At 66.8% G+C, this 21,381-nt stretch carries 18 protein-coding genes and 2 pseudogenes; 12 read left to right on the forward strand and 8 right to left on the reverse strand.

Features of this window, described 5'->3' with window-relative positions; genetic code table 11:
* Positions 1 to 12: 12 nt before the first annotated feature.
* Positions 13 to 786 (reverse strand): IclR family transcriptional regulator C-terminal domain-containing protein, encoded by a 774-nt coding sequence (locus tag CFB35_RS22435; protein ID WP_059574399.1) that lies wholly within the window; start codon positions 784 to 786, stop codon positions 13 to 15.
* Between the two features lie 148 nt (positions 787 to 934).
* On the opposite strand from CFB35_RS22435, the gene CFB35_RS22440 reads away from it, so the two are divergent.
* Together CFB35_RS22440 and CFB35_RS35050 are read left to right on the forward strand one after the other, a co-directional pair.
* Positions 935 to 1,168 carry an AbrB/MazE/SpoVT family DNA-binding domain-containing protein gene (locus CFB35_RS22440; protein ID WP_059574398.1) on the forward strand — a complete coding sequence of 78 codons (234 nt, stop codon included), beginning with the start codon at positions 935 to 937 and terminating at the stop codon, positions 1,166 to 1,168.
* A 51-nt stretch (positions 1,169 to 1,219) separates the two neighbouring features.
* Positions 1,220 to 1,882 (forward strand): hypothetical protein, encoded by a 663-nt coding sequence (locus CFB35_RS35050; RefSeq protein WP_226094200.1) that lies wholly within the window; start codon positions 1,220 to 1,222, stop codon positions 1,880 to 1,882.
* Between the two features lie 56 nt (positions 1,883 to 1,938).
* Here the strand turns inward: CFB35_RS35050 and CFB35_RS22450 are convergent, their stop codons facing one another.
* Positions 1,939 to 3,240, reverse strand: a complete 1,302-nt coding sequence (locus tag CFB35_RS22450; protein ID WP_012340028.1) for a UDP-N-acetylglucosamine 1-carboxyvinyltransferase — start codon at positions 3,238 to 3,240, stop codon at positions 1,939 to 1,941.
* A gap of 216 nt (positions 3,241 to 3,456) precedes the next feature.
* A complete protein-coding gene (gene shiA / locus CFB35_RS22455) occupies positions 3,457 to 4,764 on the reverse strand; it encodes a shikimate transporter (RefSeq protein ID WP_059574396.1) in 1,308 nt (435 codons plus the stop codon).
* A 356-nt stretch (positions 4,765 to 5,120) separates the two neighbouring features.
* On the opposite strand from shiA, the gene CFB35_RS22460 reads away from it, so the two are divergent.
* Entirely contained in the window at positions 5,121 to 6,248 is a 1,128-nt protein-coding gene (locus tag CFB35_RS22460; RefSeq protein ID WP_059574395.1) for a 4-hydroxyphenylpyruvate dioxygenase family protein, read from the forward strand.
* Positions 6,249 to 6,406: 158 nt separating this feature from the next.
* On the opposite strand, the gene CFB35_RS22465 is transcribed toward CFB35_RS22460, so the two are convergent.
* From CFB35_RS22465 to CFB35_RS22475, 3 genes and pseudogenes are all read right to left on the reverse strand, one after another.
* Complete coding sequence (locus CFB35_RS22465) at positions 6,407 to 7,747, reverse strand: type II toxin-antitoxin system HipA family toxin (protein ID WP_060011372.1); 1,341 nt, start codon at positions 7,745 to 7,747, stop codon at positions 6,407 to 6,409.
* 2 nt (positions 7,748 to 7,749) lie between these two features.
* On the reverse strand, positions 7,750 to 8,157 hold the full coding sequence (locus CFB35_RS22470; RefSeq protein ID WP_059574393.1) for a helix-turn-helix domain-containing protein: 408 nt from the start codon (positions 8,155 to 8,157) through the stop codon (positions 7,750 to 7,752).
* 177 nt (positions 8,158 to 8,334) lie between these two features.
* Positions 8,335 to 8,995, reverse strand: a pseudogene (locus CFB35_RS22475) (cation diffusion facilitator family transporter).
* A 240-nt stretch (positions 8,996 to 9,235) separates the two neighbouring features.
* Between CFB35_RS22475 and CFB35_RS22480 the strand changes: the two are divergent.
* The 8 genes from CFB35_RS22480 (at position 9,236) to CFB35_RS22515 (ending at position 18,472) form a co-directional block, all read left to right on the forward strand.
* A complete protein-coding gene (locus CFB35_RS22480) occupies positions 9,236 to 10,255 on the forward strand; it encodes a DNA-binding protein (RefSeq protein ID WP_089465581.1) in 1,020 nt (339 codons plus the stop codon).
* 169 nt (positions 10,256 to 10,424) lie between these two features.
* Positions 10,425 to 11,045 carry a TetR/AcrR family transcriptional regulator gene (locus CFB35_RS22485; RefSeq protein ID WP_059574390.1) on the forward strand — a complete coding sequence of 207 codons (621 nt, stop codon included), beginning with the start codon at positions 10,425 to 10,427 and terminating at the stop codon, positions 11,043 to 11,045.
* A gap of 233 nt (positions 11,046 to 11,278) precedes the next feature.
* Positions 11,279 to 12,337: an NADP-dependent oxidoreductase gene (locus tag CFB35_RS22490; RefSeq protein WP_059574389.1), complete on the forward strand. Its 1,059-nt coding sequence runs from the start codon at positions 11,279 to 11,281 to the stop codon at positions 12,335 to 12,337.
* A gap of 90 nt (positions 12,338 to 12,427) precedes the next feature.
* Positions 12,428 to 12,727 (forward strand): putative quinol monooxygenase, encoded by a 300-nt coding sequence (locus CFB35_RS22495; RefSeq protein ID WP_059574388.1) that lies wholly within the window; start codon positions 12,428 to 12,430, stop codon positions 12,725 to 12,727.
* 150 nt (positions 12,728 to 12,877) lie between these two features.
* Entirely contained in the window at positions 12,878 to 13,333 is a 456-nt protein-coding gene (locus tag CFB35_RS22500; RefSeq protein WP_059574387.1) for a (2Fe-2S)-binding protein, read from the forward strand.
* A 1-nt stretch (position 13,334) separates the two neighbouring features.
* Positions 13,335 to 15,554, forward strand: coding sequence for a xanthine dehydrogenase family protein molybdopterin-binding subunit (locus tag CFB35_RS22505; protein ID WP_059574386.1), 2,220 nt, complete (start codon positions 13,335 to 13,337; stop codon positions 15,552 to 15,554).
* Between the two features lie 14 nt (positions 15,555 to 15,568).
* Positions 15,569 to 16,873, forward strand: a complete 1,305-nt coding sequence (locus tag CFB35_RS22510; protein WP_059574385.1) for a cytochrome c — start codon at positions 15,569 to 15,571, stop codon at positions 16,871 to 16,873.
* Between the two features lie 153 nt (positions 16,874 to 17,026).
* The gene (locus tag CFB35_RS22515) at positions 17,027 to 18,472 is read left to right on the forward strand and encodes an NAD-dependent succinate-semialdehyde dehydrogenase (protein ID WP_059574384.1); all 1,446 of its coding nucleotides are present in this window, start codon (positions 17,027 to 17,029) and stop codon (positions 18,470 to 18,472) included.
* A gap of 167 nt (positions 18,473 to 18,639) precedes the next feature.
* On the opposite strand, the gene CFB35_RS22520 is transcribed toward CFB35_RS22515, so the two are convergent.
* A complete protein-coding gene (locus tag CFB35_RS22520; RefSeq protein ID WP_059574383.1) occupies positions 18,640 to 19,650 on the reverse strand; it encodes a patatin-like phospholipase family protein in 1,011 nt (336 codons plus the stop codon).
* Between the two features lie 138 nt (positions 19,651 to 19,788).
* Entirely contained in the window at positions 19,789 to 20,409 is a 621-nt protein-coding gene (locus CFB35_RS22525) for a hypothetical protein (protein WP_226094201.1), read from the reverse strand.
* A gap of 340 nt (positions 20,410 to 20,749) precedes the next feature.
* Between CFB35_RS22525 and CFB35_RS22530 the strand changes: the two are divergent.
* Positions 20,750 to 21,327, forward strand: a pseudogene (locus CFB35_RS22530) (DUF4337 domain-containing protein).
* Positions 21,328 to 21,381: the final 54 nt, after the last annotated feature.

Consider the following 21,381-nt stretch of genomic DNA (forward strand, 5'->3'; position numbering starts at 1 on the left):
CGGCGCCGGCTGCTACAGCACGTTGAGCATCGCGAGCGCGGCTTCCTGCAGATGCGGCAGCACGCGCCGCACGGCCGCGTCGGTCGTCTCCGCGCCGATCGGCATGTTCGTGCTCAGCGCGGCGACGACTTCGCCGTGACGGTTCTTCAGCGGCACCGCGATCCCGCGTACGCCGACCTGCAATTGCTGCTCGATCGCCGCGTAGCCGGCTTCGCGCGCCCGGTCGACCTGTTCGAGCAGCCGCGCCTTGTTGGTGATCGTGTGCGGCGTGAACGGCGCCAGCTCGGTCTCGTCGAGCCACGCGCGCACGGCTTCGCGATCGGGATGATGGGCGAGCAGGACGACACCGGGCGACGTCAGCGGCGCCGGCACGCGCGCACCGAGCACGAAGCCCGTCGTCATCACGCGCGACACGCCGTTGCGCGCGATGAACACGAGCTCCCAGCCGTCGAGCACGCTGACGTACGCCGATTCGTTCAGCGACGCGCTCAACTGCTGCAGATAAGGCTGGACCGTGCGCGGCAGGCGCGCCGAATCGAAGTACGACCAGCCGACCCGCAGCACGCGCGGCGTGAGGCCATACAGCTTGCCGTCGGTGTACACGTAGCCGAGCGATTCCAGCGTCAGCAGGTAGCGACGCGCGGCCGTGCGCGTGAGGCCGGTGCGCGCGGCGGCTTGCGTGGGCGTCATGCGCGCGTGCTGGCTGTCGAAGGCCTCCAGGATCATCAGGCCTTTTTCGAGGCCGGCAATCCAGTCGCGTCGGTCGAGGTCCGGCTTTTTCGTCATCACGGGTGGGCGGTGGCGCGCGGTGTTCGCGCGGGAGTGGGCGATTATCGCGCGAGTTGTGGGGGAGCGGGAGGTCGGTTGATCCGCCATCCTTGCCCGTGGGATAGGGGCCGATATAGAGTCGGCGACATCCATTCAAGGAGGACGTATGCGGGTTGCAAAGTGGGGGAATAGTCTGGCCGTGCGCCTTCCGGTCGGTCTGGTCGACGCGTTGGGGCTACGTGAAGGCGACGAAGTCGAAATAGTCGTTCACCATGCCGGTGCTTTGGCCGCGAGCCGCCACGCGAGCCCCGAAGCGCTTCTGCTGCCGTTGAGGCGTTTCAGAGGCAAGCTGCCGGGCGATTTCAGGTTCAGGCGGAACGACGCAAACGAGCCGGATTGAGTCGACCCATTCAAGCGCCGGAACGCGCCTGCGGCGCCGCCCAGCTTACTTGTGTTCGTGCCAGAGCGCGGCAATGCGCCATCGGGCGTCGATCACGCACCACTGCTCAACGAAATCGAAGCGGGAATCGATTGCCTGGTCGATCCGTACCGATCCGATGCCCGTTATCGTCGCGCACCGTCCGCGCGTAACGATTTGCATGGTTTCGTCCCGATATGCGATAGCCGGTCTGTCCGGTGTGCGTTCGGCCGCTACGACGCGCATTCGCGCAAGAAATTGCGCTTTCGGGCGAATGCGAGCTTCGTGCCGGACAAAGAAATGCGGGCTCGCGACGAAATCGAGTTGTTCGACATCGGCGTGACGATACGCGTCGATCCAGACGTCGCGCATCTGCGCCAGGGTGAATCGAGGTTCCATAGGCTGTGCATTTTCGTGCTGGAGGGAGGATGTGCGGTTTTTTGCACTTTCCGCCGGATCAGGAAAGCAGGCTATGGCCGGGCTCACGTTTCGGCAATTGGACGGGTCCGAATCTGGTTTTCCGCGAGCGGGAAAAGCCGGCGGGTCGCGGGAGTAGACGTCCCGATGACGCATCGTCAGGCTGACGCCGACTACGGGAAAAGGCGTGAAGCAGCACGCAGCGTGCTGACGCGGACTGATGGCAACCGATGGCAGAACGCCGCGCGGCCGCGCATGGAAACGGCCGATACGGCATGAAAAGCGGACGAACCGGATGCGACGCGGCCGTTGCGCGCGCCGCATCCGTCATGACCTTACTCGCTGCTCGTCCACTCGACGTTCGCACCGACCGAACGCAGGTTTTCGACGAAATGCGGATGCGCGCGGCGAATCGGCAGCGCGTTCATGATTTCCGAGCGGCCTTCGATGCTCGCGGCCACCATCAGCAGCGCGATCGCGACGCGAATGATGTACGGGCTCTCGACGCGCGCCGGCGTCAGTTGCAGCCCGCCGAACGTGATCAGCCGGTGCGGATCGGACAGCAGCACGTGCGCGCCGAACTTCGACAGCTCGCCGGACCAGCCGAGCGCGCCGTCGTAGACCTTGTTCCAGAACATCGCGCTGCCTTCCGCGCGCACGCCGAGCGCAATGAAGATCGGCAGCAGGTCGACCGGCAGGTACGGCCATGGCGCGGCCTCGACCTTGGTCAGGATGTTCTGCGTGAACGGCCGGCGCACGCGCAGCGGGCCGTCGCGCTCCGCGCGCGACCAGCCGTCGCGGTGCGTGACGGTGACGCCGAATTTCGCGAACGTGCGGTCGATCAGCGGGAAATGCTCGGGCGACGAGTTGCGCACCGTGATGTCGCCGCCCGTGATCGCGCCGAGCGCGAGGAACGTCGCGATCTCGTGGAAATCCTCGGCGAAACGGAACTCGCCGCCGCCGAGCTTGCCGCCGCCCGTCACGCACAGCCGCGACGTGCCGATCCCCTCGATCGCGACGCCGATCATCGCGAGGAACTGGCAGAACTCCTGCACGTGCGGCTCGGATGCCGCGTTCATCAGCGTCGACGTGCCGTTCGCGGCCGTCGCGCACAGCGCGAAGTTCTCGGTGGTCGTCACCGACGCGTAGTCGAGCCAGTGATCGTTGGCCGTCAGCGGGCCGTCGGTACGGACGATCAGCGAATCGGGCGTGCGTTCGATGTGCGCGCCGAATCGCTCGAACACCTCGACGTGCGGATCGATCTCGCGCACGCCGAGCGTGCAGCCTTTCACGTCGTTCTCGAGGCGCGCGACGCCGAAGCGCGCGAGCAGCGGCGGAATCAGCATGATCGACGAACGCATCGCCTCGGGCAGCCGATGGACGGCCGGATCGAACTTCGTGTTGCGATGGTGAAGCTCGAGCAGACCCGTCGTGAAATCGACCGACACGTCGCTGCCGAGCGTGCGGAAGATGTCGAGGATCTTGCGCACGTCGGTGATGTCGGGCACGCCGACGAGGCGCAGCGGCTGATCGGTCAACAGGGTGGCGCACAGAATCGGCAGGACGGCGTTCTTGTTCGCGGACGGCTTGATGTCCCCGCGCAGCGGAGTGCCGCCGTGGACGATGAGATTCGACATGATATGGGGGCGTATCGGTGACTGACGTAGGCCCATATGATGCCATTGGTCGGCACGCGGCGTGGAATGTTCGCAGGGGAAAAGGGGAATCGGCGCACGTAACTGACAGTGTTTGACGTCGCGCCCGTGAAGCAGCAGGTCGAACGCCGGCCGGCATGGCCGAATGACCAGCCGCGTGGCCGACCGCGGACGGCGACCGGCCACGCGCTCATCGCGTCATTGCGCCGCCCGCATCCGTGCGGCGACCACCAGCGAGATCAGGCAGCCGGCCGCCAGATAGCCGGCGACGAGGTGCCACGAACCGCCGGCCACGCTGACGAGGCCGACCGCGATGAACGGCGTGAACCCGCCGCCGACGACGCTCGCGAACTGGTAGCCGACGCCCGCGCCGCTGTAGCGGTACTCGGCGCCGAACAGCTCGGTGAACAGCGGTTGCTGGACGCTCACGACCATGTCGTGCGCGGCGTTCGCCAGCAGGATCGAGAAGATCACGATCCACGCGATCGACCGCGCTTCCAGTGCGAGGAAGAACGGCACCGCGGACGCAACGCCGATCAGTGCGCCAATCAGATAGATGCGGCGCAGGCCGTAGCGGTCGGCCAGCCACGCGAAGCAGGGGATCGTCACGCAGCTCACCGCGCCCACCAGCAGGCCGATGTTCAGGAACAGGTCGCGCGACATGCCGAGGTTCGTCGTCGAATAACTGAGCGCGAACGCGGTGACGATATACATCGTGAACAGTTCGGCGAGCCGCAGCGCGACGATCAGCAGGAACGCCTTCGGGTGGCGCGTCAGCGCTTCCAGCACCGGCAGGCGCAGCTTGCGGTTGCCGTGCTCGACCTTCTCGACGAACTCCTGCGATTCGTCCATGTTCTTGCGCACCCACAGCCCGATCAGCACCAGCACGATGCTGAACACGAACGGCAGGCGCCAGCTCCACGACTTGAACGCGGCCTCGCCGAGCGTATGGCTCAGGATCGATACGATGCCGGTGGCCAGCACGAGCCCGACGCCGTAGCCGACCTGCACGCCGCTGCTGTAGAACGCCTTCTTCTGCTTCGGCGCGCTTTCGACGGCCATCAGCGCCGCGCCGCCCCATTCGCCGCCGACCGCGAAACCCTGGATCGCGCGCATCAGCACCAGCAGCACGGGCGCCCACCAGCCGATCGTCGAGAACGTCGGCAGCAGGCCGATCGCGACGGTCGACAGCCCCATCAGCATCACGGTCAGCACGAGCATCCGCTTGCGGCCGAGCCGGTCGCCGTAGTGGCCGAACACGATGCCGCCGAGCGGCCGGAACAGAAAGCCGACGCCGAAGGTGGCGAACGCCGCGAGCGTGCCCATCGTCGGGCTGACTTTCGGGAAGAACTCCGAATTGAACACCAGCGCGGCGACGATCCCGTACAGCAGGAAGTCGTACCAGTCGACGACGGCGCCGACGAAGCTGCCGATCGCGGCCTTGCGGGCCTGGTTGCGCGCACGGGCGCCTGCAGCGGCGTCGAGCGTGTCGAAGGTGGGGGTCATGGCGATGTCTCCTGGCACGGCGCATCGTGGAATCGTGGCGGCGCCGCGTCCGATGCTGCATTGAAGTCGATGAGTGAACGGAGAATAGGGCGCGCGCCGCACGGCGGCAATCGGCCAATCGGATAAATTGCGCGATTATCGTTCAAGTCCGTGCGATTATCGAACGATTTCCGGGTTTGCACTAGGCGGCGCGACGATATCCGTTCGGCCGGGGTGTGCCGCCGTGAACGATCTGGTTAAAATCTGCAGCATCGACAACTCGCCCGTCCGGAGCGCGCGTGCGGCCGCCACCTCGGCCGCGCATGCCGCGCGCGACAGGCACGCTACCCCATCGACGCATGTCCCCGGAGACTGGAATGCCCGGCAATTCCCACCCCCTGTCCAGCGATACGCCGCCCGTCGCCGATCCGGCCGCCAATCCGCTCGGGATGGCCGGCCTCGAATTCGTCGAATTCGCGGCGCCCGTGCCGGACGCACTCGCGCAACGCTTCGAGCAGCTCGGATTCAAGGCGATCGCGCGGCACGTCAGCAAGAACGTCACGCTGTACCGGCAGGGGCAGATGCATTTCCTCATCAACGCCGAGCCCGATTCGTTCGCCGCGCGCTATGCGGAGGAATACGGGATGGGCGTCTGCGCGATCGGGTTGCGCGTGGCGAACGCCCGGCGCGCGTTCGAGCGTGCGATCCAGCTCGGTGCGTGGGCGTTCGAGGGCGAAAAGGTCGGCGTCGGCGAACTCAAGATTCCGGCGATCCAGGGCATCGGCGATTCGCACCTGTATTTCGTCGACCGCTGGCGCGGGCGGGACGGCCAGCGCGGCGGCGTCGGCGACATCTCGATCTTCGACATCGATTTCCGGCCGATCGACATCGCGACCGCCCATACCGACCTCGATTGCGCCGGCGTTGGCCTGCAGCAGGTCGACCACTTCACGCAAACCGTCGGCGCGGGCCGCATGCAGGAGTGGCTCGATTTCTACCACGACCTGCTGCATTTTCGCGAGATCCACCAGATCGACGCGCATTGGCATGTGTCGGAGGAATCGCGCGTGATGGTGTCGCCGTGCGGCGCGGTGCGGATTCCCGTGTACGAGGAAGGCACGCGGCGCACCGAGCTGATGCATGCGTACCTGCCCGACCATCCGGGCGAGGGCGTCCAGCACGTCGCACTGGCGACCGACGACATCCTGTCGTGCGTCGATGCGCTGCGTGCGAACGGCGTCGAGTTCATCGAGCCGCCCGCACGCTATTACGACGACGTCGATGCGCGGCTGCCCGGGCACGGCGTCGATCTCGATGCGCTGCGCCGCCGCGCGGTGCTGGTCGATGGCGAGATCGGCCGCGACGGCGTGCCGAGGCTGTTCTTCCAGACCTTCGTCAAGCGCCGGCCCGGCGAGATCTTCTTCGAGATCGTGCAGCGCAAGGGGCATCACGGGTTCGGCGAGGGCAACCTCGCGGCACTCGCCCGCGCGCGCGACGCGGGCTGAACGATCAAGCGCCGGCGGCCGGCGCGCGGTCCGGCGCGGAGGCGCTCGATGCCGTATCGGCGACGGCGTCACGGCTTCCGTTCCGTCGGGGCTGCCCGTCGATCCAGGGCTGACGTGTTGCCGCGAAGGCCGACAGCCCGTCGCGGCCCGTCGGTGTGTCACGCCGAATCGGCCGCCGCGAGCTTGCGGCTGTGCCGACGCATGCCGGCGAAAATCGCATCCGCGACGTCCGCCGGAAAATCCGCCGGGATCTGCGCGGCGGCTTCGGCAATCGCGGGTTCCGTGCGGGCGGCGACGGCCGCCATCGCGGCGCGCACGTCGTCTTCGGTCAGGCCCACGCGCCGGCCCTGCGCGATCCAGTGGCGCGGCTGGACTTCACCGATCACGTAATGCCGGTTCTTCCCGCAGACGGCCATCGCGAGGCGTGCGCGGCGCGGCGGAATCTGGTTGCGGCGCGTACCGATGATCGGATGCGCGGACAGCACGTCGTACAGCGGCGTGCTGCGATACGCATTGCCGGGCAGGTGCGCGATACTGAAGTTCTTCGCGTGGCCGTCGATCGCGGCCAGCACCCAGAACACGAGCTGGGCGACGAAGAAATTCATCCGGTCGCGCGACGCATCGGCCGAATTCGCGAGGATGCCCATGATCGTCTCGATGCCGGGGCCGCCGTCCGATTCGTATTTCGCCCCCGACGGCGTGCCGGTCGCCTGGCACATGTCCTCCTGCGGCAGTCGCAGGATCCACGAGCCGTCGCGCGACGGACGCCGGTCGAAGCGCTCGACGATCAGCGCCTTCTGGTCCTCGAACCGGCCGATCTCGCACGGCGCGACCGACAGGCCGTACGCGGCGACGAGCTTCGAACACAGCCATTCGTTTTCGACGGACGTGCGCATGTCGGCCTGCATGTTGCCGACGCGCCCGAGCGGCAGCTTGAAGATGTGGGTCGTCGGCGTGCTGCCCGACGGACGCAGCCAGCGGTTTCCCTGACGCAGCAGCGCGGTTTTTTCCTGCGCGCCGGCAATCGACAGGCGCAGGTCGCTTTCCGGCTCCGCGTGGCCGGGCAGCGGTGCGGCGGTCGCGTGGCGCAGCACGTCGGCAACGGCTGCATCGTCGAGCGTCGCGCCTTCGATCGCCTCGAGATCGGCGGGCGTCTCGCCGGGCGGCAGCATCTGGATCGCGCCCACGCAATCGCGGCCGACCGACGCGAGCAATTCGAACGGCGCCGTCGATCCGAGCCGGTAACGCTGCGCGATGCGGCGGCGGATCGGCTCGCTGTCGGGCAGCAGGTTGTCGAAGTAGTCGGCCACGATCGCGCCCTGGTGCGGCTGGTTGCCGGGCGTGAAGGGCAGCGACAGCGACAGTGGCCGGCCCTGGGGATCGTCGAGCCAGTCCGGCAGGTACACGAGACGCTCGACCCCGCGCCGGATTTCCCAATAGCCGACGGGAATGCCGTTCATCCACAGGTCGAGCCGATCATGGCGGGCGCGTGCGGCCATCGTCACCAGTCCTCCCGCTTCGACACGCGTGGCCTGGCCCGAGTCGTCGCTGCCGGGCGCTTCCGCGCCGCGTCGGCCGCGGCCCCGGCCGGGGATTGCGCGGCCGTGGTGCCGCGCTTGCTCGCGGCCGGCTTGCGGCGCGCCGGCGGCTCGGCATCGGAAGCCGGATCGGCCGCTTCCGCCCGCGCATCCCGTTCGTCCAGGCTGAGCATCATGCGAACGCCGAGCGCGTTCAACACCTTCAAAAGCCGTTCGATACTGGCCGCCGACGGGTTGGCTTCGAGCTGCGCATAGGATTGCTGGGTGATGCCGAGGCGCGCGGCCAGTTGCGCCTGCGTGAGCCCCGCGGATTTGCGGAAGCCGACGAGTATCGGACGCAACTGGGTCAAGGTCTGGACGGGAAAGGCCATCGGGCGCTCCGCGAGATGACAGGCGATCGTTTGTAATCGGAAAATACAGTCTATGGCATGTATTGCAAAAATACAAATGATAGCCTGTATTGACAAAAAACAAACGATAGCCTGTTAAAGGGAGCCCGATCGGGCAGGCAACGGCACGAATCGGCCGTCAGGCGATACCTGCGGCGTTCACGATCCGCGCGTCGAGCGATTCGCCCAACCGGCCCATGCCGGCCACTGCGTCCAGCCGCGCCGGATGAATCCGGCGCCCGATCACGAGCGCGCCGATCGCGAGCGCGGCCAGATCGTCGAGCCGACCGAAGCCGACCAGCGCCGCACTCATCGCGAGCGCCGCGAGCAACGACGACAGCGCATCGGTTCGCACGTGCCAGCCGCTCGCCTCGAGCAGCGCGGAGCCGGTCTCGCGCGCCTTGCGCAGCATCCAGTACGACAGCACGGCCTTGCCGGCGAGCGTGACGACAACCAGCGCGAATGCGGTCGCGCCCGGCTGCACGACGGGCGGCGTATCGAACCCGGTCAGTGCATGCCAGATCATCCGCCCGCCGGTCGCGGCCAGCAACGCGCCAAGGCCCGCGAGCGCGAGCGGCTCGTAGGTCGGGCGGCGCGCCGGCGGCAGGCGCGCGTCGAGCCGGCAGGCGACGAGGATCAGCGCATCGGCCGCGAGATCGATCGCCGCATGCACGACGTCCGCGAGCAAACCCGACGAATGCGCGGACCATGCCGCCGCCGTCTCGACGGCGAGCAGCAGGAGGTTGATCGCGAGGCTGACGGCAAGGGCGCGGGACGTGGCCGCGTAGACGTGGGGCGTGGCGCGCGACGGGCGCTGCATGGCGGATCGCTTGTCGGGATCGGGGACGGCTTCGAACGTTACCGGCCTACGGTGGCACGCCGATGACACGCCGAACGAACGCGCCGAGCGAGGAATCCGGCCTTCCTGACGCACCAGATGAATCGCATGGATTCATGTGATCTCGACATTATAGAAATAATGTCAAATCACATCGCTCGATTGATTGGATATTTAACGGTTTACGTTATATTATCAACTAAATTCTCGACCAAACCTGCCATGTCCGATCTCGCTGCCGACGAACCTCGCCTGACCGCCGAAATCGAGCGGCTCAAGGCCGCCTTCCCGAAAACGCGCGAGTTGTACCGCGAAGTGTGTGCGCTGCTGTTCTTCCGCTTCGGTATCACGCCGACGGCGAACCGCCTGTATCAACTCGTTCGCAAGGGCAGCATGAGCACGCCGACGGCCGTCCTCGGCGAGTTCTGGGCCGAGTTGCGGGAAAAGAGCCGCGTGCGCATCGAGCATCCCGACCTGCCGGCCGACTTGCAGGCGGCGGCAGGCGAACTCGTCGCGGCGTTGTGGAATCGATCGAGTACCGACGCGGCCGCCGCGCTCGATGCGCTGCGCGCGGAAGTCGAAACCCAGCGGGCCGCGGCGCAAACGGAAGTCGCGACGGTGCGGGCCGACCTGGCCCGCACCGAAACCGCGCTGGAGCAACGCACGGCAGCCTTGCTGGCCGCGCAGGTTCGCATTCAGGAGCTCGAGCAGGCGAGGGCGGCGGACGATGCATCGCGGCAAGCGCTGCAAGCGGATATCGAGCGCCTGAAAGCCGACAACGCGGCGGGCGACCGCGCGCTCGCGCAGGCCCGCGCGGATTTCACCGCCCAGCTCGACAGGTTGCGCGACGATGCCGGCCGCGCCGAAGAGCGGCTGCGCGCGTCGGAGAAGCGGGCGCTTCAGGAAATCGATCGCGAGCGGCTCGCGGCCGCGCGATTGCAAAAGGAACTCGACGCAGCGACATCGCGCGCGGAACAACGCGACTCGCAGCAGCGAAAGGAAATGGCGGCGCTACAAGCCCAACTCGGCGATGCGCTGCATCGCTGCGGCGTGCTTCAGGGGCAACTCGACGGCGCACTGGCGACCGGCGCGGCGCGCAGCCACGAACTCGACGCGCTGAGGCGCGAGATGGCAGCGCTCGTGCGCCGGCCGCCGTTGCGCGGCGTCAAGACCGTCCCGGCCGCCGAGCGCAGCGAGCGGCGGGCGCGCACCAGAAAGCGCGCCGACGAAGCGCCGCGCTGATAGCGAAACCGGGGCGCCGATATGACGCGCCACCCGCAGACGGACGAACGAGCGAGGAGAACGCCGGCCGGGGCATTGGGCGCGCGACGGGGATCGGGTAAAGTGCCGCTCAACATGCCGGCTCGACGTTACTAGACGACCGGTCTAATCGTTGCTACCATACGCCATCATGAATGCATCTTCAGGCGCCGAAGTCCGCCAGCACATCCTGAACATCGCGAAGCCGATCATGCTCCACAAGGGCTTTTCGGCGGTCGGTCTGAACGAGATTCTCGCCGCGGCGGGCATCCCGAAGGGCTCGTTCTACCATTACTTCGGCTCGAAAGAGGCATTCGGCGAAGCGTTGCTCGAATCGTATTTCGAAGGCTATCTCGCGCATCTCGACAAGCTGTTCAAGCAGCAGGCCGGCACGGGCGCCGAGCGCCTGATGACGTACTGGGGCAACTGGCTGCACACGCAGTGCGCGGACGATCCGGAAGGCAAGTGCCTCGCGGTCAAGCTGGGCGCCGAAGTGTCGGACCTGTCGGAAGCGATGCGCGCGGTACTGCGGCGCGGCACCAGTCAGATCATCGAGCGGCTCGCGGGCGGCATCGAGGCCGGGCTGGCCGACGGTTCGCTGAGCGGCGTCGACGATCCGTCGCACGCGGCCGCGATCCTGTACGAGCTGTGGCTGGGCGCGACACTGCTGGAAAAGATTCACCGCAACCGCAAACCGCTCGAGAGGGCGATGATCGAAACGCGGCGCATGCTGAATCTGCCGCCGGCCGCGTCCGACGGCGCGCAGTCGTAATTCCGGCGCGCATGGCGCGCCTTGTTTTTGCCCTGATTATAGACGACTGGTCTACTCAATCATTCATGACGAACGCTATACGCCGCGTTACGCTGTCCCGATCGCTCCCACCGCCTGTCTGCGACCGCCCCGGCCACACCGCCGCGGCCGTCGGGGGCGCGCACTTCCTGCTGGTCCATCCCTGATCCGATCGTGCCCACGACGCACGTTCATTCCTGTTGACGGAGGCTCACATGCCGCAAAGCAAGACTGCAAACCGCCAGATCGTCCTGAATTCGCGCCCGGTCGGCGCACCGACACCGGACAACTTCCGCGCCGAAACCGGCGACGTGCCGGTGCCCGGCGCCGGCCAGGTCCTGCTGCGCACCGTCTGGCTGTCGCTGGACCCGTACATGCGCGGCCGGATGAGCGACGCGCCGTCCTACGCACCGCCGGCCGAACTCGGCCAGCCGATGGTCGGCGGCACGGTCAGCCGCGTGGTGTCGTCGAATCTGCCGGCGTTTCGCGAAGGCGATCTCGTCGTCGCCGGCGCCGGCTGGCAGGACTATGCGCTGTCCGACGGGCGCGACCTGATCCCGCTCGGCCGCGACTTCGCGCACCCGTCGTACGCGCTCGGCGTGCTCGGCATGCCGGGCTTCACCGCCTACACGGGCCTGTTGAAGATCGGCGAGCCGAAGGCCGGCGAAACCGTGGTCGTCGCGGCCGCGAGCGGCGCGGTCGGCGCGGTGGTCGGCCAGATCGCGAAGCTGAAGGGCTGCCGCGTGGTCGGCGTCGCGGGCGGCGCCGACAAGTGCGCGTACGTGACCGGTACGCTCGGCTTCGACGCATGCGTCGACCACCACGATCCGGCGTTTGCCGCGAAGCTGAAGGATGCGTGCCCGAACGGCATCGACATCTATTTCGAGAACGTCGGCGGCGCCGTGTTCGACGCGGTGTGGCCGCTGCTGAACGACCATGCGCGCGTGCCCGTCTGCGGAATCATCGCGCATTACAACGACGCGGCATACGACGACAAGGCCGTGTCGACCGGCCGTGACCGCGTGCCGGCGCTGATGGGCGCGATCCTGCGCAAGCGCATCCGCGTGCAGGGCTTCATCATCCTCGATCACTATGCGACCGGCTATGCGCCGTTCCTGAAGGACATGACCGAATGGGTCGCGCAGGGCAAGGTGAAGACGCGCGAGGACGTCGTTCCCGATCTCGCCGACGCGCCGCAAGCACTGATCGGCCTGCTCGCCGGCAAGAATTTCGGCAAGGTCGTCGTGCGCGTCGGCCCGGACGAGCTGGCCTGATCCCGCCGCACGGCGACATACCCGCTGCACGCTGGCGCCGCGAGACGCCGGCTTGTGGCATGCTCGTTTCCGTTTTCAAAGGAGTGAAAAATGGCGCTTCACGTGATCGCTTCGCTGTTCCTGAAACCCGAACACGCGCAGGCCGCCGAGGCCGAACTGCGCAGCATGGTCGCGAAGACGCGCACCGAGCCGGGCAACCGCCGCTACGACCTGTTCCGCGAGCAGGACGGATCGCCGAACCTGCATCTGTACGAGATCTACGACGACCAGGCGGCATTCGACGCGCACCTCGCGAGCCCGTATTTCGGCGAATTCCGCACGAAGTCGGCCGAGTGGTTCACCGCACCTCCGGTGATCAAGGTGCTGTCGGCCATCGACGTGGCCGAGTAACCACGCAAGCAAGCAACACCGCCGCGGCTCGCCCGCACCCGGGCCGCGGGGGCACCCGTTGCGCACGACGCAACGGCGATGACGACGACCCTGCGGCGCAGCGCGCCTCGTTCGCGCCGCTTCCCCAAATACAACGGCCCCGGAGGCTGAATGATCACCCTCAACATCAACGGCGAAACCCGCTCGGTCGACGCCCCCGACGACATGCCCTTGCTCTGGGTGCTGCGCGACGTCGTCGGCCTCACCGGCACCAAGTTCGGCTGCGGCATCGCGCAATGCGGCGCGTGCACCGTGCATCTCGACGGTGTGGCCGCACGTTCGTGCGTGCTGCCGGTCGCGGCCGTCGCCGGCCGCAAGATCACGACGATCGAGGCCGTCGGCGCGACGCCGGCCGGCCACAAGGTCCAGCAGGCGTGGCGCGAGCTCGACGTCGTCCAGTGCGGCTACTGCCAGTCGGGGCAGGTGATGGCCGCCACCGCGCTGATCGCATCGAACCCGAACCCGAGCGATGCGGATATCGACGCGGCGATGGCCGGCAACATCTGCCGCTGCGGCACGTACCACCGGATTCGCGCGGCCGTCAAACAAGCCGCAAAAGGAGCCTGACATGTCACGCGGACTGATCGAAGCAGGTCGGGCCGGCGCGGGCGTGTCGCGCCGGTCGTTTCTGAAACTCGGCATGTCGCTCGGCGCCGCCGCCGGCGGCGGCTTGCTGCTCGGCTTCAGCCTGCCGGCGGCCGGTGACGATACACGTCGCTCGGTGATCGGCGGCGACGCCGCCGAACCCGCGCCGCCCGGCGTGTTCGCGCCGAACGCGTTCGTGCAGATCGACCGCGCCGGCAAGGTCACGCTGGTGATGCCGAAGGTCGAGATGGGGCAGGGTGTCTATACGGCGCTGCCGATGCTGATCGCGGAAGAGCTCGAAGTGCCGCTGTCGAGCGTGACGCTCGATCATGCGCCGCCCAACGAGAAACTGTTCCTCGATCCGCTGCTCGGCGGCCAGCTTACCGGCGGCTCGACGTCGGTGCGCTACGCGTGGGAGCCGCTGCGCCGCGCGGGCGCCACCGCGCGCACGCTGCTGGTCTCGGCGGCCGCGAAGCAGTGGAGCGTCGATCCGGCGAGCTGCCGCGCGGCGAACGGCGAAGTGCAGCATCCGCCGAGCGGGCGGCGCGCATCGTACGGCCAGTTGGCCGACGCGGCGGCGAAGCTGCCGGTGCCGAAGGACGTCGTGCTGAAGCAGCCGGCGGATTTCAAGCTGATCGGCACGCCCGCGAAGCGCCTCGATTCGCCGGAGAAGGTCGACGGCACCGCGCAGTTCGGGCTGGACGTGCGCCTGCCCGGGATGCTGTACGCGGTGATCGTGAACAGCCCGGTGTTCGGCGGCACGGTCGCGAGCGTCGACGACACGGCCGCGAAGAAGATCCCCGGCGTGCGCCAGGTCGTGCGCGTCGACAACGCGGTCGCGGTGGTCGGCGATCACACGTGGGCCGCGAAGCGCGGCGCATCGGCGCTCGTCGTGAAGTGGAACGAAGGGGCGGGCGCGAAGGTGTCGACGAAGGATCTGTTCGCGGATCTCGCGCAGGCGGCGGCGAACGGCAAGGGCGCGGTCGCGCGCAAGGAAGGCGACGTCGGCAAGGCGTTCGCGAACGCGAAGACGCGCGTCGATGCCGTCTACGAACAGCCGCTGCTCGCCCACGCGACGATGGAGCCGGTGAACTGCACGGTGCACGTGCGCGGCGACGGCTGCGACATCTGGGTCGGCACGCAAGTGCCGACCCGCGCACGCGACACGGCGCAACAGTTGACCGGGCTGTCGCCCGACAAGATCGTCGTGCACAACCATCTGCTCGGCGGCGGATTCGGCCGACGGCTCGAAACCGACATGATCGGCCAGGCCGTGAAGGTCGGCAAACAGGTCAATGCCCCGGTGAAGGTGATCTGGACGCGCGAGGAGGACGTTCAGCACGACATGTACCGGCCGTGCTACTACGACAAGATCTCCGCCGGCCTCGACGCGAACGGCAAGCCGGTTGCGTGGCAGCACCGGATCGTCGGCTCGTCGATCCTCGCGCGCTTCGCGCCGCCCGCGGTCAAGGACGGCGTCGATCCCGACGCGGTCGAGGTTGCGGCCGAACTGCCGTACGACCTGCCGAACCAGCTCGTCGACTACGTGCGCCAGGAGCCGCGCCACGTGCCGACCGCGTTCTGGCGCGGCGTCGGGCCGACGCGCAGCACGTTCGTCGTCGAAAGCTTCATCGACGAACTCGCCGCGCAGACCAAGACCGACCCGGTGCAGTACCGCCGCGCGCTGCTCGACAAGTCGCCGCGCGCCCGCAACGTGCTCGACGTCGCGACGAAGGCGGCCGGCTGGGGCACGTCGCTGCCGAAGGGGCAGGGGCGCGGCGTATCGGTGATGCATGCGTTCGGCAGCTTCTTCTCGATCGTCATCGACGTCGCGGTGGACGGCGGCGAGGTGCAGGTCAAGCGCGCCGTGTGCGCGGTCGATTGCGGGATGGTCGTGAATCCGAACACGATCGAGGCGCAGGTGCAGGGCGGCATCATCTTCGGGATCACGGGCGCGCTGTACGGCGAGATCACGATCGAGGACGGCCGCGTCGTGCAGAGCAACTTCACCGACTACCGGATGATGCGAATCAACGAGGTGCCGCCGATCGAAGTCCATCTGGTGAAGAGCGGCGAGGCGCCGGGCGGGATCGGCGAGCCGGGCACGGCCGCGACCGCGGCGGCGCTGTCGAACGCGATCTTCGCGGCCACCGGCACGCGGCTGCGCAAGCTGCCGGTCGGCAACCAGCTGAAAACGGCCTGAGGGGAGGGACGACCATGCGACATCTCACCTTGAACCTGAACGCGCTGCGCGCGTCGCTGCTCTCGCTGTCCGCACTGCTGGCCGGCACGGCCGCGCATGCCGCGCAAACGGCGCCCGCCGACAGCGCGCTCGTCGCTCGCGGCGCGTATCTCGCGAAAGCCGGCGACTGCGTCGCGTGCCATACCGCGCCGCGCGGCACGCCGTTCGCGGGCGGCCTGAAGATGGTCACGCCGATGGGCGCGATCTACACGACCAACATCACGCCCGATCCGGATACGGGCATCGGCGGCTATACCGAGGCCGATTTCGCCAGCGCGTTGCGCAAGGGCGTCGCGAAGGACGGCCACAACCTGTATCCGGCGATGCCGTATCCGTCGTACGCGAAGCTGAAGGACGACGACGTGAAGGCGCTGTATGCGTACTTCATGCACGGCGTCGAACCGGTGAAGCAGGCGAACCGGCCGTCCGACATCCCGTGGCCGCTCAACATGCGTTGGCCGCTCGCGTTGTGGAACATGGTGTTCCTCGATTCCACACCGTACGCGGACAAGCCGGCGAAGGATGCGGTGTGGAACCGCGGCGCGTATCTCGTGCAGGGGCTCGGGCACTGCGGGTCGTGCCACACGCCGCGCGGCGTCGGCTTCCAGGAGAAGGCGCTCGACGAAAGCGGCGCGGCGTTCCTGTCGGGCGCGTCGATCGACAACTGGTTCGCGTCGAACCTGACCGGCGAGCACAACACCGGGCTTGGCCGCTGGAACGAGGCGGACGTCGCGCAGTTCCTGAAGACCGGCGCGAATCAGCACGCGACCGCATTCGGCTCGATGGTGAGCGTGATCAACCACAGCACGCAGGAACTGACCGACGACGATCTGGCCGCGATCTCGCGCTATCTCAAATCGCTGCCGGCAGCAGGCGGCACGGGCGCGCCGCCGTACCGCTATGATCCGAAGGCGACGCAGGTCGCGCTGGGCCGGCCGGCAGCCGATCCGGGCGCGAAGGTGTATAACGCTTACTGCCTGCATTGCCACGGGGTGGACGGGCGCGGCTATGCGCCGCTGCTCGCGCCGCTCGCCGGCAATCCGAACGTGCTGGAGGCGGATGCATCGTCGCTGATCAACGTGACGTTGAACGGCAGCGACACGCTCGTGATCGGTGGCGTGCCGTCCGCGTATCCGATGCCGGCGTTCTCGAACCAGTTGAACGACCAGCAGATCGCCGACGTGCTGACGTTCATGCGCGCCGGCTGGAACAACGGCGCGCCGGCCGTGCAGGCGGCGGACGTCGCGAAACTCCGCAAGGCGACGGCGGCCGCGCACTGAGCGCGGGGCGCCGCGAAACGAGGGCGGGCCGGCGTGCCTGCCGCCCATGCCGCCGGGTGCGTGCCTGCCCTGGCGGCATGGCTTTTTCTGTCAACCGGCGCGCGGCCGTTCGCGGCGGCGCGCGTTTTATCGACGCAATGTAGGGGTGTCTGGATGGCTAACGTGACTTATACGGATACGCAACTGCTGATCGACGGCGAGTGGGTCGACGCCGCGAGCGGCAGGACGATCGACGTCGTGAACCCGGCGACCGGCAAGCCGATCGGCAAGGTGGCCCACGCGGGCATCGCCGATCTCGACCGCGCGCTCGCCGCCGCCCAGCGCGGCTTCGAAGCATGGCGCAAGGTGCCCGCGCACGAGCGCGCGGCGACGATGCGCAAGGCGGCCGCGCTGGTGCGCGAGCGCGCGGACACGATCGCGCAGTTGATGACGCAGGAGCAGGGCAAGCCGCTCACCGAAGCGCGCGTCGAAGTACTGTCGGCGGCCGACATCATCGAATGGTTCGCGGACGAGGGCCGCCGTGTGTACGGCCGGATCGTGCCGCCGCGCAACCTCGGCGCGCAGCAGACGGTCGTGAAGGAGCCGGTGGGCCCGGTCGCGGCGTTCACGCCGTGGAATTTCCCGGTCAACCAGGTCGTGCGCAAGCTGAGCGCCGCGCTCGCGACCGGCTGCTCGTTCCTCGTGAAGGCGCCGGAGGAGACCCCGGCGTCGCCGGCCGCGCTGCTGCGCGCGTTCGTCGATGCGGGCGTGCCGGCGGGCGTGATCGGCCTCGTGTACGGCGATCCGGCTGAAATCTCGTCGTACCTGATTCCGCACCCGGTGATCCGCAAGGTCACGTTTACGGGTTCGACGCCGGTCGGCAAGCAACTGGCCGCGCTCGCGGGCCAGCACATGAAGCGCGCGACGATGGAACTGGGCGGCCACGCACCGGTGATCGTCGCCGAGGATGCGGACGTCGCGCTCGCGGTGAAGGCCGCCGGCGGTGCGAAATTCCGCAACGCGGGGCAGGTCTGCATTTCGCCGACGCGCTTTCTCGTGCACAACAGCATCCGCGACGAATTCACGCGCGCGCTGGTCAAGCATGCGGAAGGACTGAAGGTGGGCAACGGCCTCGACGAAGGCACGACGCTCGGCGCGCTCGCGAACCCGCGGCGCCTGAGCGCGATGGCGTCGGTCGTCGACAACGCGCGCAAGGTCGGCGCGAGCATCGAAACCGGCGGCGAGCGGATCGGCGCGGAAGGCAACTTCTTCGCACCGACCGTGATCGCGAACGTGCCGCTCGAAGCGGACGTGTTCAACAACGAGCCGTTCGGCCCGGTCGCGGCGATCCGCGGTTTCGACAAGCTGGAGGATGCGATCGCCGAGGCGAACCGTTTGCCGTTCGGGCTGGCCGGCTACGCGTTCACGCGTTCGTTCGCGAACGTGCATCTGCTGACGCAGCGCCTCGAAGTCGGGATGCTGTGGATCAACCAGCCGGCGACGCCGTGGCCGGAAATGCCGTTCGGCGGCGTGAAGGATTCGGGCTATGGGTCGGAAGGCGGGCCGGAAGCGCTGGAGCCGTATCTCGTTACGAAGTCGGTGACGGTGATGGCCGTCTGAGGGTGGTCTGATGGCAGGTTGGCCGCGTGCGTGCCGCCATTTGCGGTCCGCACGCGGCTGGCGTTGCCGAGCGCCGGGCGTTCTGCCCGGCCTCGTTGTTTCTGATTCGTTCGCCGTCGGCACCTGCAGCGCCTGCTGCTCACGAAAGCCCGGCTATCGACGAGCGATCAGCGCCAGAATTGCTCCACCCACTGGCACACACGTTGCCACTCGGCGGTTCTCATGTACGCCTGGGTTTCCTTCTCCAGTTCCGGCGCCTTTTGCCAGTCATCGAGGGCGACGGCTTGACCGAGCACGAAATTTCCGCGCTGGTAATGGGCGTTCAGTATCTGCCCGGCCTGTTGTGCGGCGATCGCCGCCGTCGTATCCATCGTCAGCCCGAGCAGGGCTGCTGCCGGTACGCGCCCGCTTTCGAGCGGCCACAGCCATTTCGAAACGCCCCAGGTCAACGGGTTGACGACAGCGTCCGGGGGAATGCCCACGGGGCTGGTTCCGGTGCCGAGCGACAACAGGCGCACATCGTCCAGACTGCCTGCGCGAGTGCTGGCCAGCGCCTCGGCAATGGCGGACACGGAAGGATTGTTCGCAAACACGCCGCCATCGGCGAAATAGCCAAGCCCGGCGATTTCGTACGGCGGGAAATACGTCGGCGCTGCCGACGTGGCAAGTGCGGCATCGAACAGGCTGACGTTACGATAGGCGTTGCCGTTTCCGTTGGAGAAGGTGCACGGAGCCCAGCTCTTGGTGGGCGGATCCCACAGGCGCGCCGAGTTGATTGCGACGAAGCGGGACAGATCCGCCAGCTTGCCGCTGCCGACCAGCGACTTGGCGATCTCCTGTAGCCCGGTGTTGACATACTGGCATTGGAACACGCCCGGACCAGCCAGGACCGTGCCTTGTTCGAGTGCTTGCGTGTGCTGTTCGAGTGCTTGCTTTTGCGCCAGCCACGCACCGTTTTCCCGAAAGATCACCGAGCCCTTCGTCCTGTAGATATCGACGATCTCGGAAATGGATACACCGCGGGCGAGCCCCAGGGCGATCAGGCCGCCCGTGGATGTGCCGGCAAAGCCGTCGGCGCTCGCGATGATCCGGCTGCGCCGGTCGAGGTCCTGGATGAGCAGGGCGGTGATCAATCCCCGGATACCGCCGCCATCGCAACTGAGAATCTTGAAGGTCATTGCGTTTCCCTTTTTGATCGTGGGATGAATGCGAATGGCGCAACCCGGCGGGCATCCCGCCGGTGTCGCCGGGGGATGCGCCGCTTCCTGCGCCGTGTCGCCGCCGGAAATTCAAGCCAGCGGGCGAAGCGTCGTGCGTTATTGCTCGTCGAACCTCACATCGAGCACGGTGTAGGCATCCCACGCATACAAATACGCGTTGTCCTTGGAATAGAGCGACAGTTTCTGGTGGTTGAAATCGGAAATCAAAATCGAGCCCTGGCGCGTCCATCCGCGCGCGCCTATCCAGTTATAGAAACCAACGTAGGCGTTATTGCTGACGGACATATATCGGCTGGTGCCGAGGATCCGATAATACGTCACGCCGTTATAAGGGTACTGTTCGAGCGTCAACGCTTTCGCGGCGGAATCGACGAGAACGGCCCATTCGCCGCTGTTTTGGCCAAGCCAGCCCAACTGCACGCCGTCGTAATAGAGCGCCATTTTGAATGTATCGACCTCAATGGCAGAAACAGGGGCAGTATTGGCGAATTCTGCAAAGGTCCCGTGTGGCTGATTTTCAATCGGATTGAGACTCATTTTTTTCACCTTGAAGAGGTTGGATGCTTCCCCGCGCCTTCGAGAACAGCACCATGCGCTTCGGACGCATGGCGCGCCGGCATCGTCAAAGGCCGCGATTCCGGCGAATTTTGTGGTGATCCAATCCGGCTGGGCGATGGCAGATCGACCATGATGGCGCCGGACAACGCCAGCGGTCACGGCCGAGACGGCGGGACACGCCGCAGCATTGGTTTATTGAATGCCGGGCATTCAATTTCCTTCTATTGGGGTGATTGTCTCGAGTGTCGCCGCTACATTTTCGATTGACTTGGCACCAGTGATTTATAGGAAATGAAATGACGGATGACAAGGTTGGTGAAAGAGGTGAATTTAATCGAAACTAAAACAATTACGATCGAATTGCATATATTTGAAACATTCGAACCTGTCCGGCCATCATGGATGGTTTCGCATGCGTCGGATGGCAGGAGTGGCGTTTAACGTTAGCCAAACGGCCAGCCGACGACAAATTCATTCAACTTTTGCGGGTTTGCTACGAATGTCTGAAGAATACGAAGTTCATGGCCCTCACGACCATGCGGTGGAACATCACGAGTCTCATGGTGGCGATCGAGGTACGTCGCGCATTGCAGTGCTGACAGCCGTGCTTGCGTGCTTCGGCGCGATATCGGCCTACCAGAGCGGTGCCGACGAGAGCCTCGCGCTGCTCTACAAGAATGACGCGCGATCAGGAAAACCGAGGCTGCAAATCAGTGGGCCTACTACCAGGCGAAGGGTGACAAGCAGAATCTCGCCGAACTCGGTGCGGCGTTGAGCCCGGAGACATCGCCGCAGCGAAAGCGGTTCGAGACGGATGCCGCGAGATACCGTGCCGACAAGGAACCGATCCGGGCACGCGCCGAGGCGCTCGAAAAGGAAGTCGAGAAGAATAACGCGGCGAGCGAGGAGCGGATGCACCGGCACCATCGATGGTCGCAGGCGACGACCGTCATCCAGATCTCGATTGCACTGGCAGCTATCACGATCCTCACGCGGCAATCATGGATGCAGGGGCTGTCGATCGGCGTAGCCGCGATCGGCATCGTGGTGGCGGGGTTGGCGTTCTTTGGGGTTTGATTGACTGAGAGGCCGTCGGGCTGCAGTCGTATCGATACAGACCAGTGGTTGTGA

Origin of the sequence: Burkholderia sp. AU16482 (assembly GCF_002223285.1) — a bacterium.
Lineage (GTDB): Bacteria > Pseudomonadota > Gammaproteobacteria > Burkholderiales > Burkholderiaceae > Burkholderia > Burkholderia semiarida.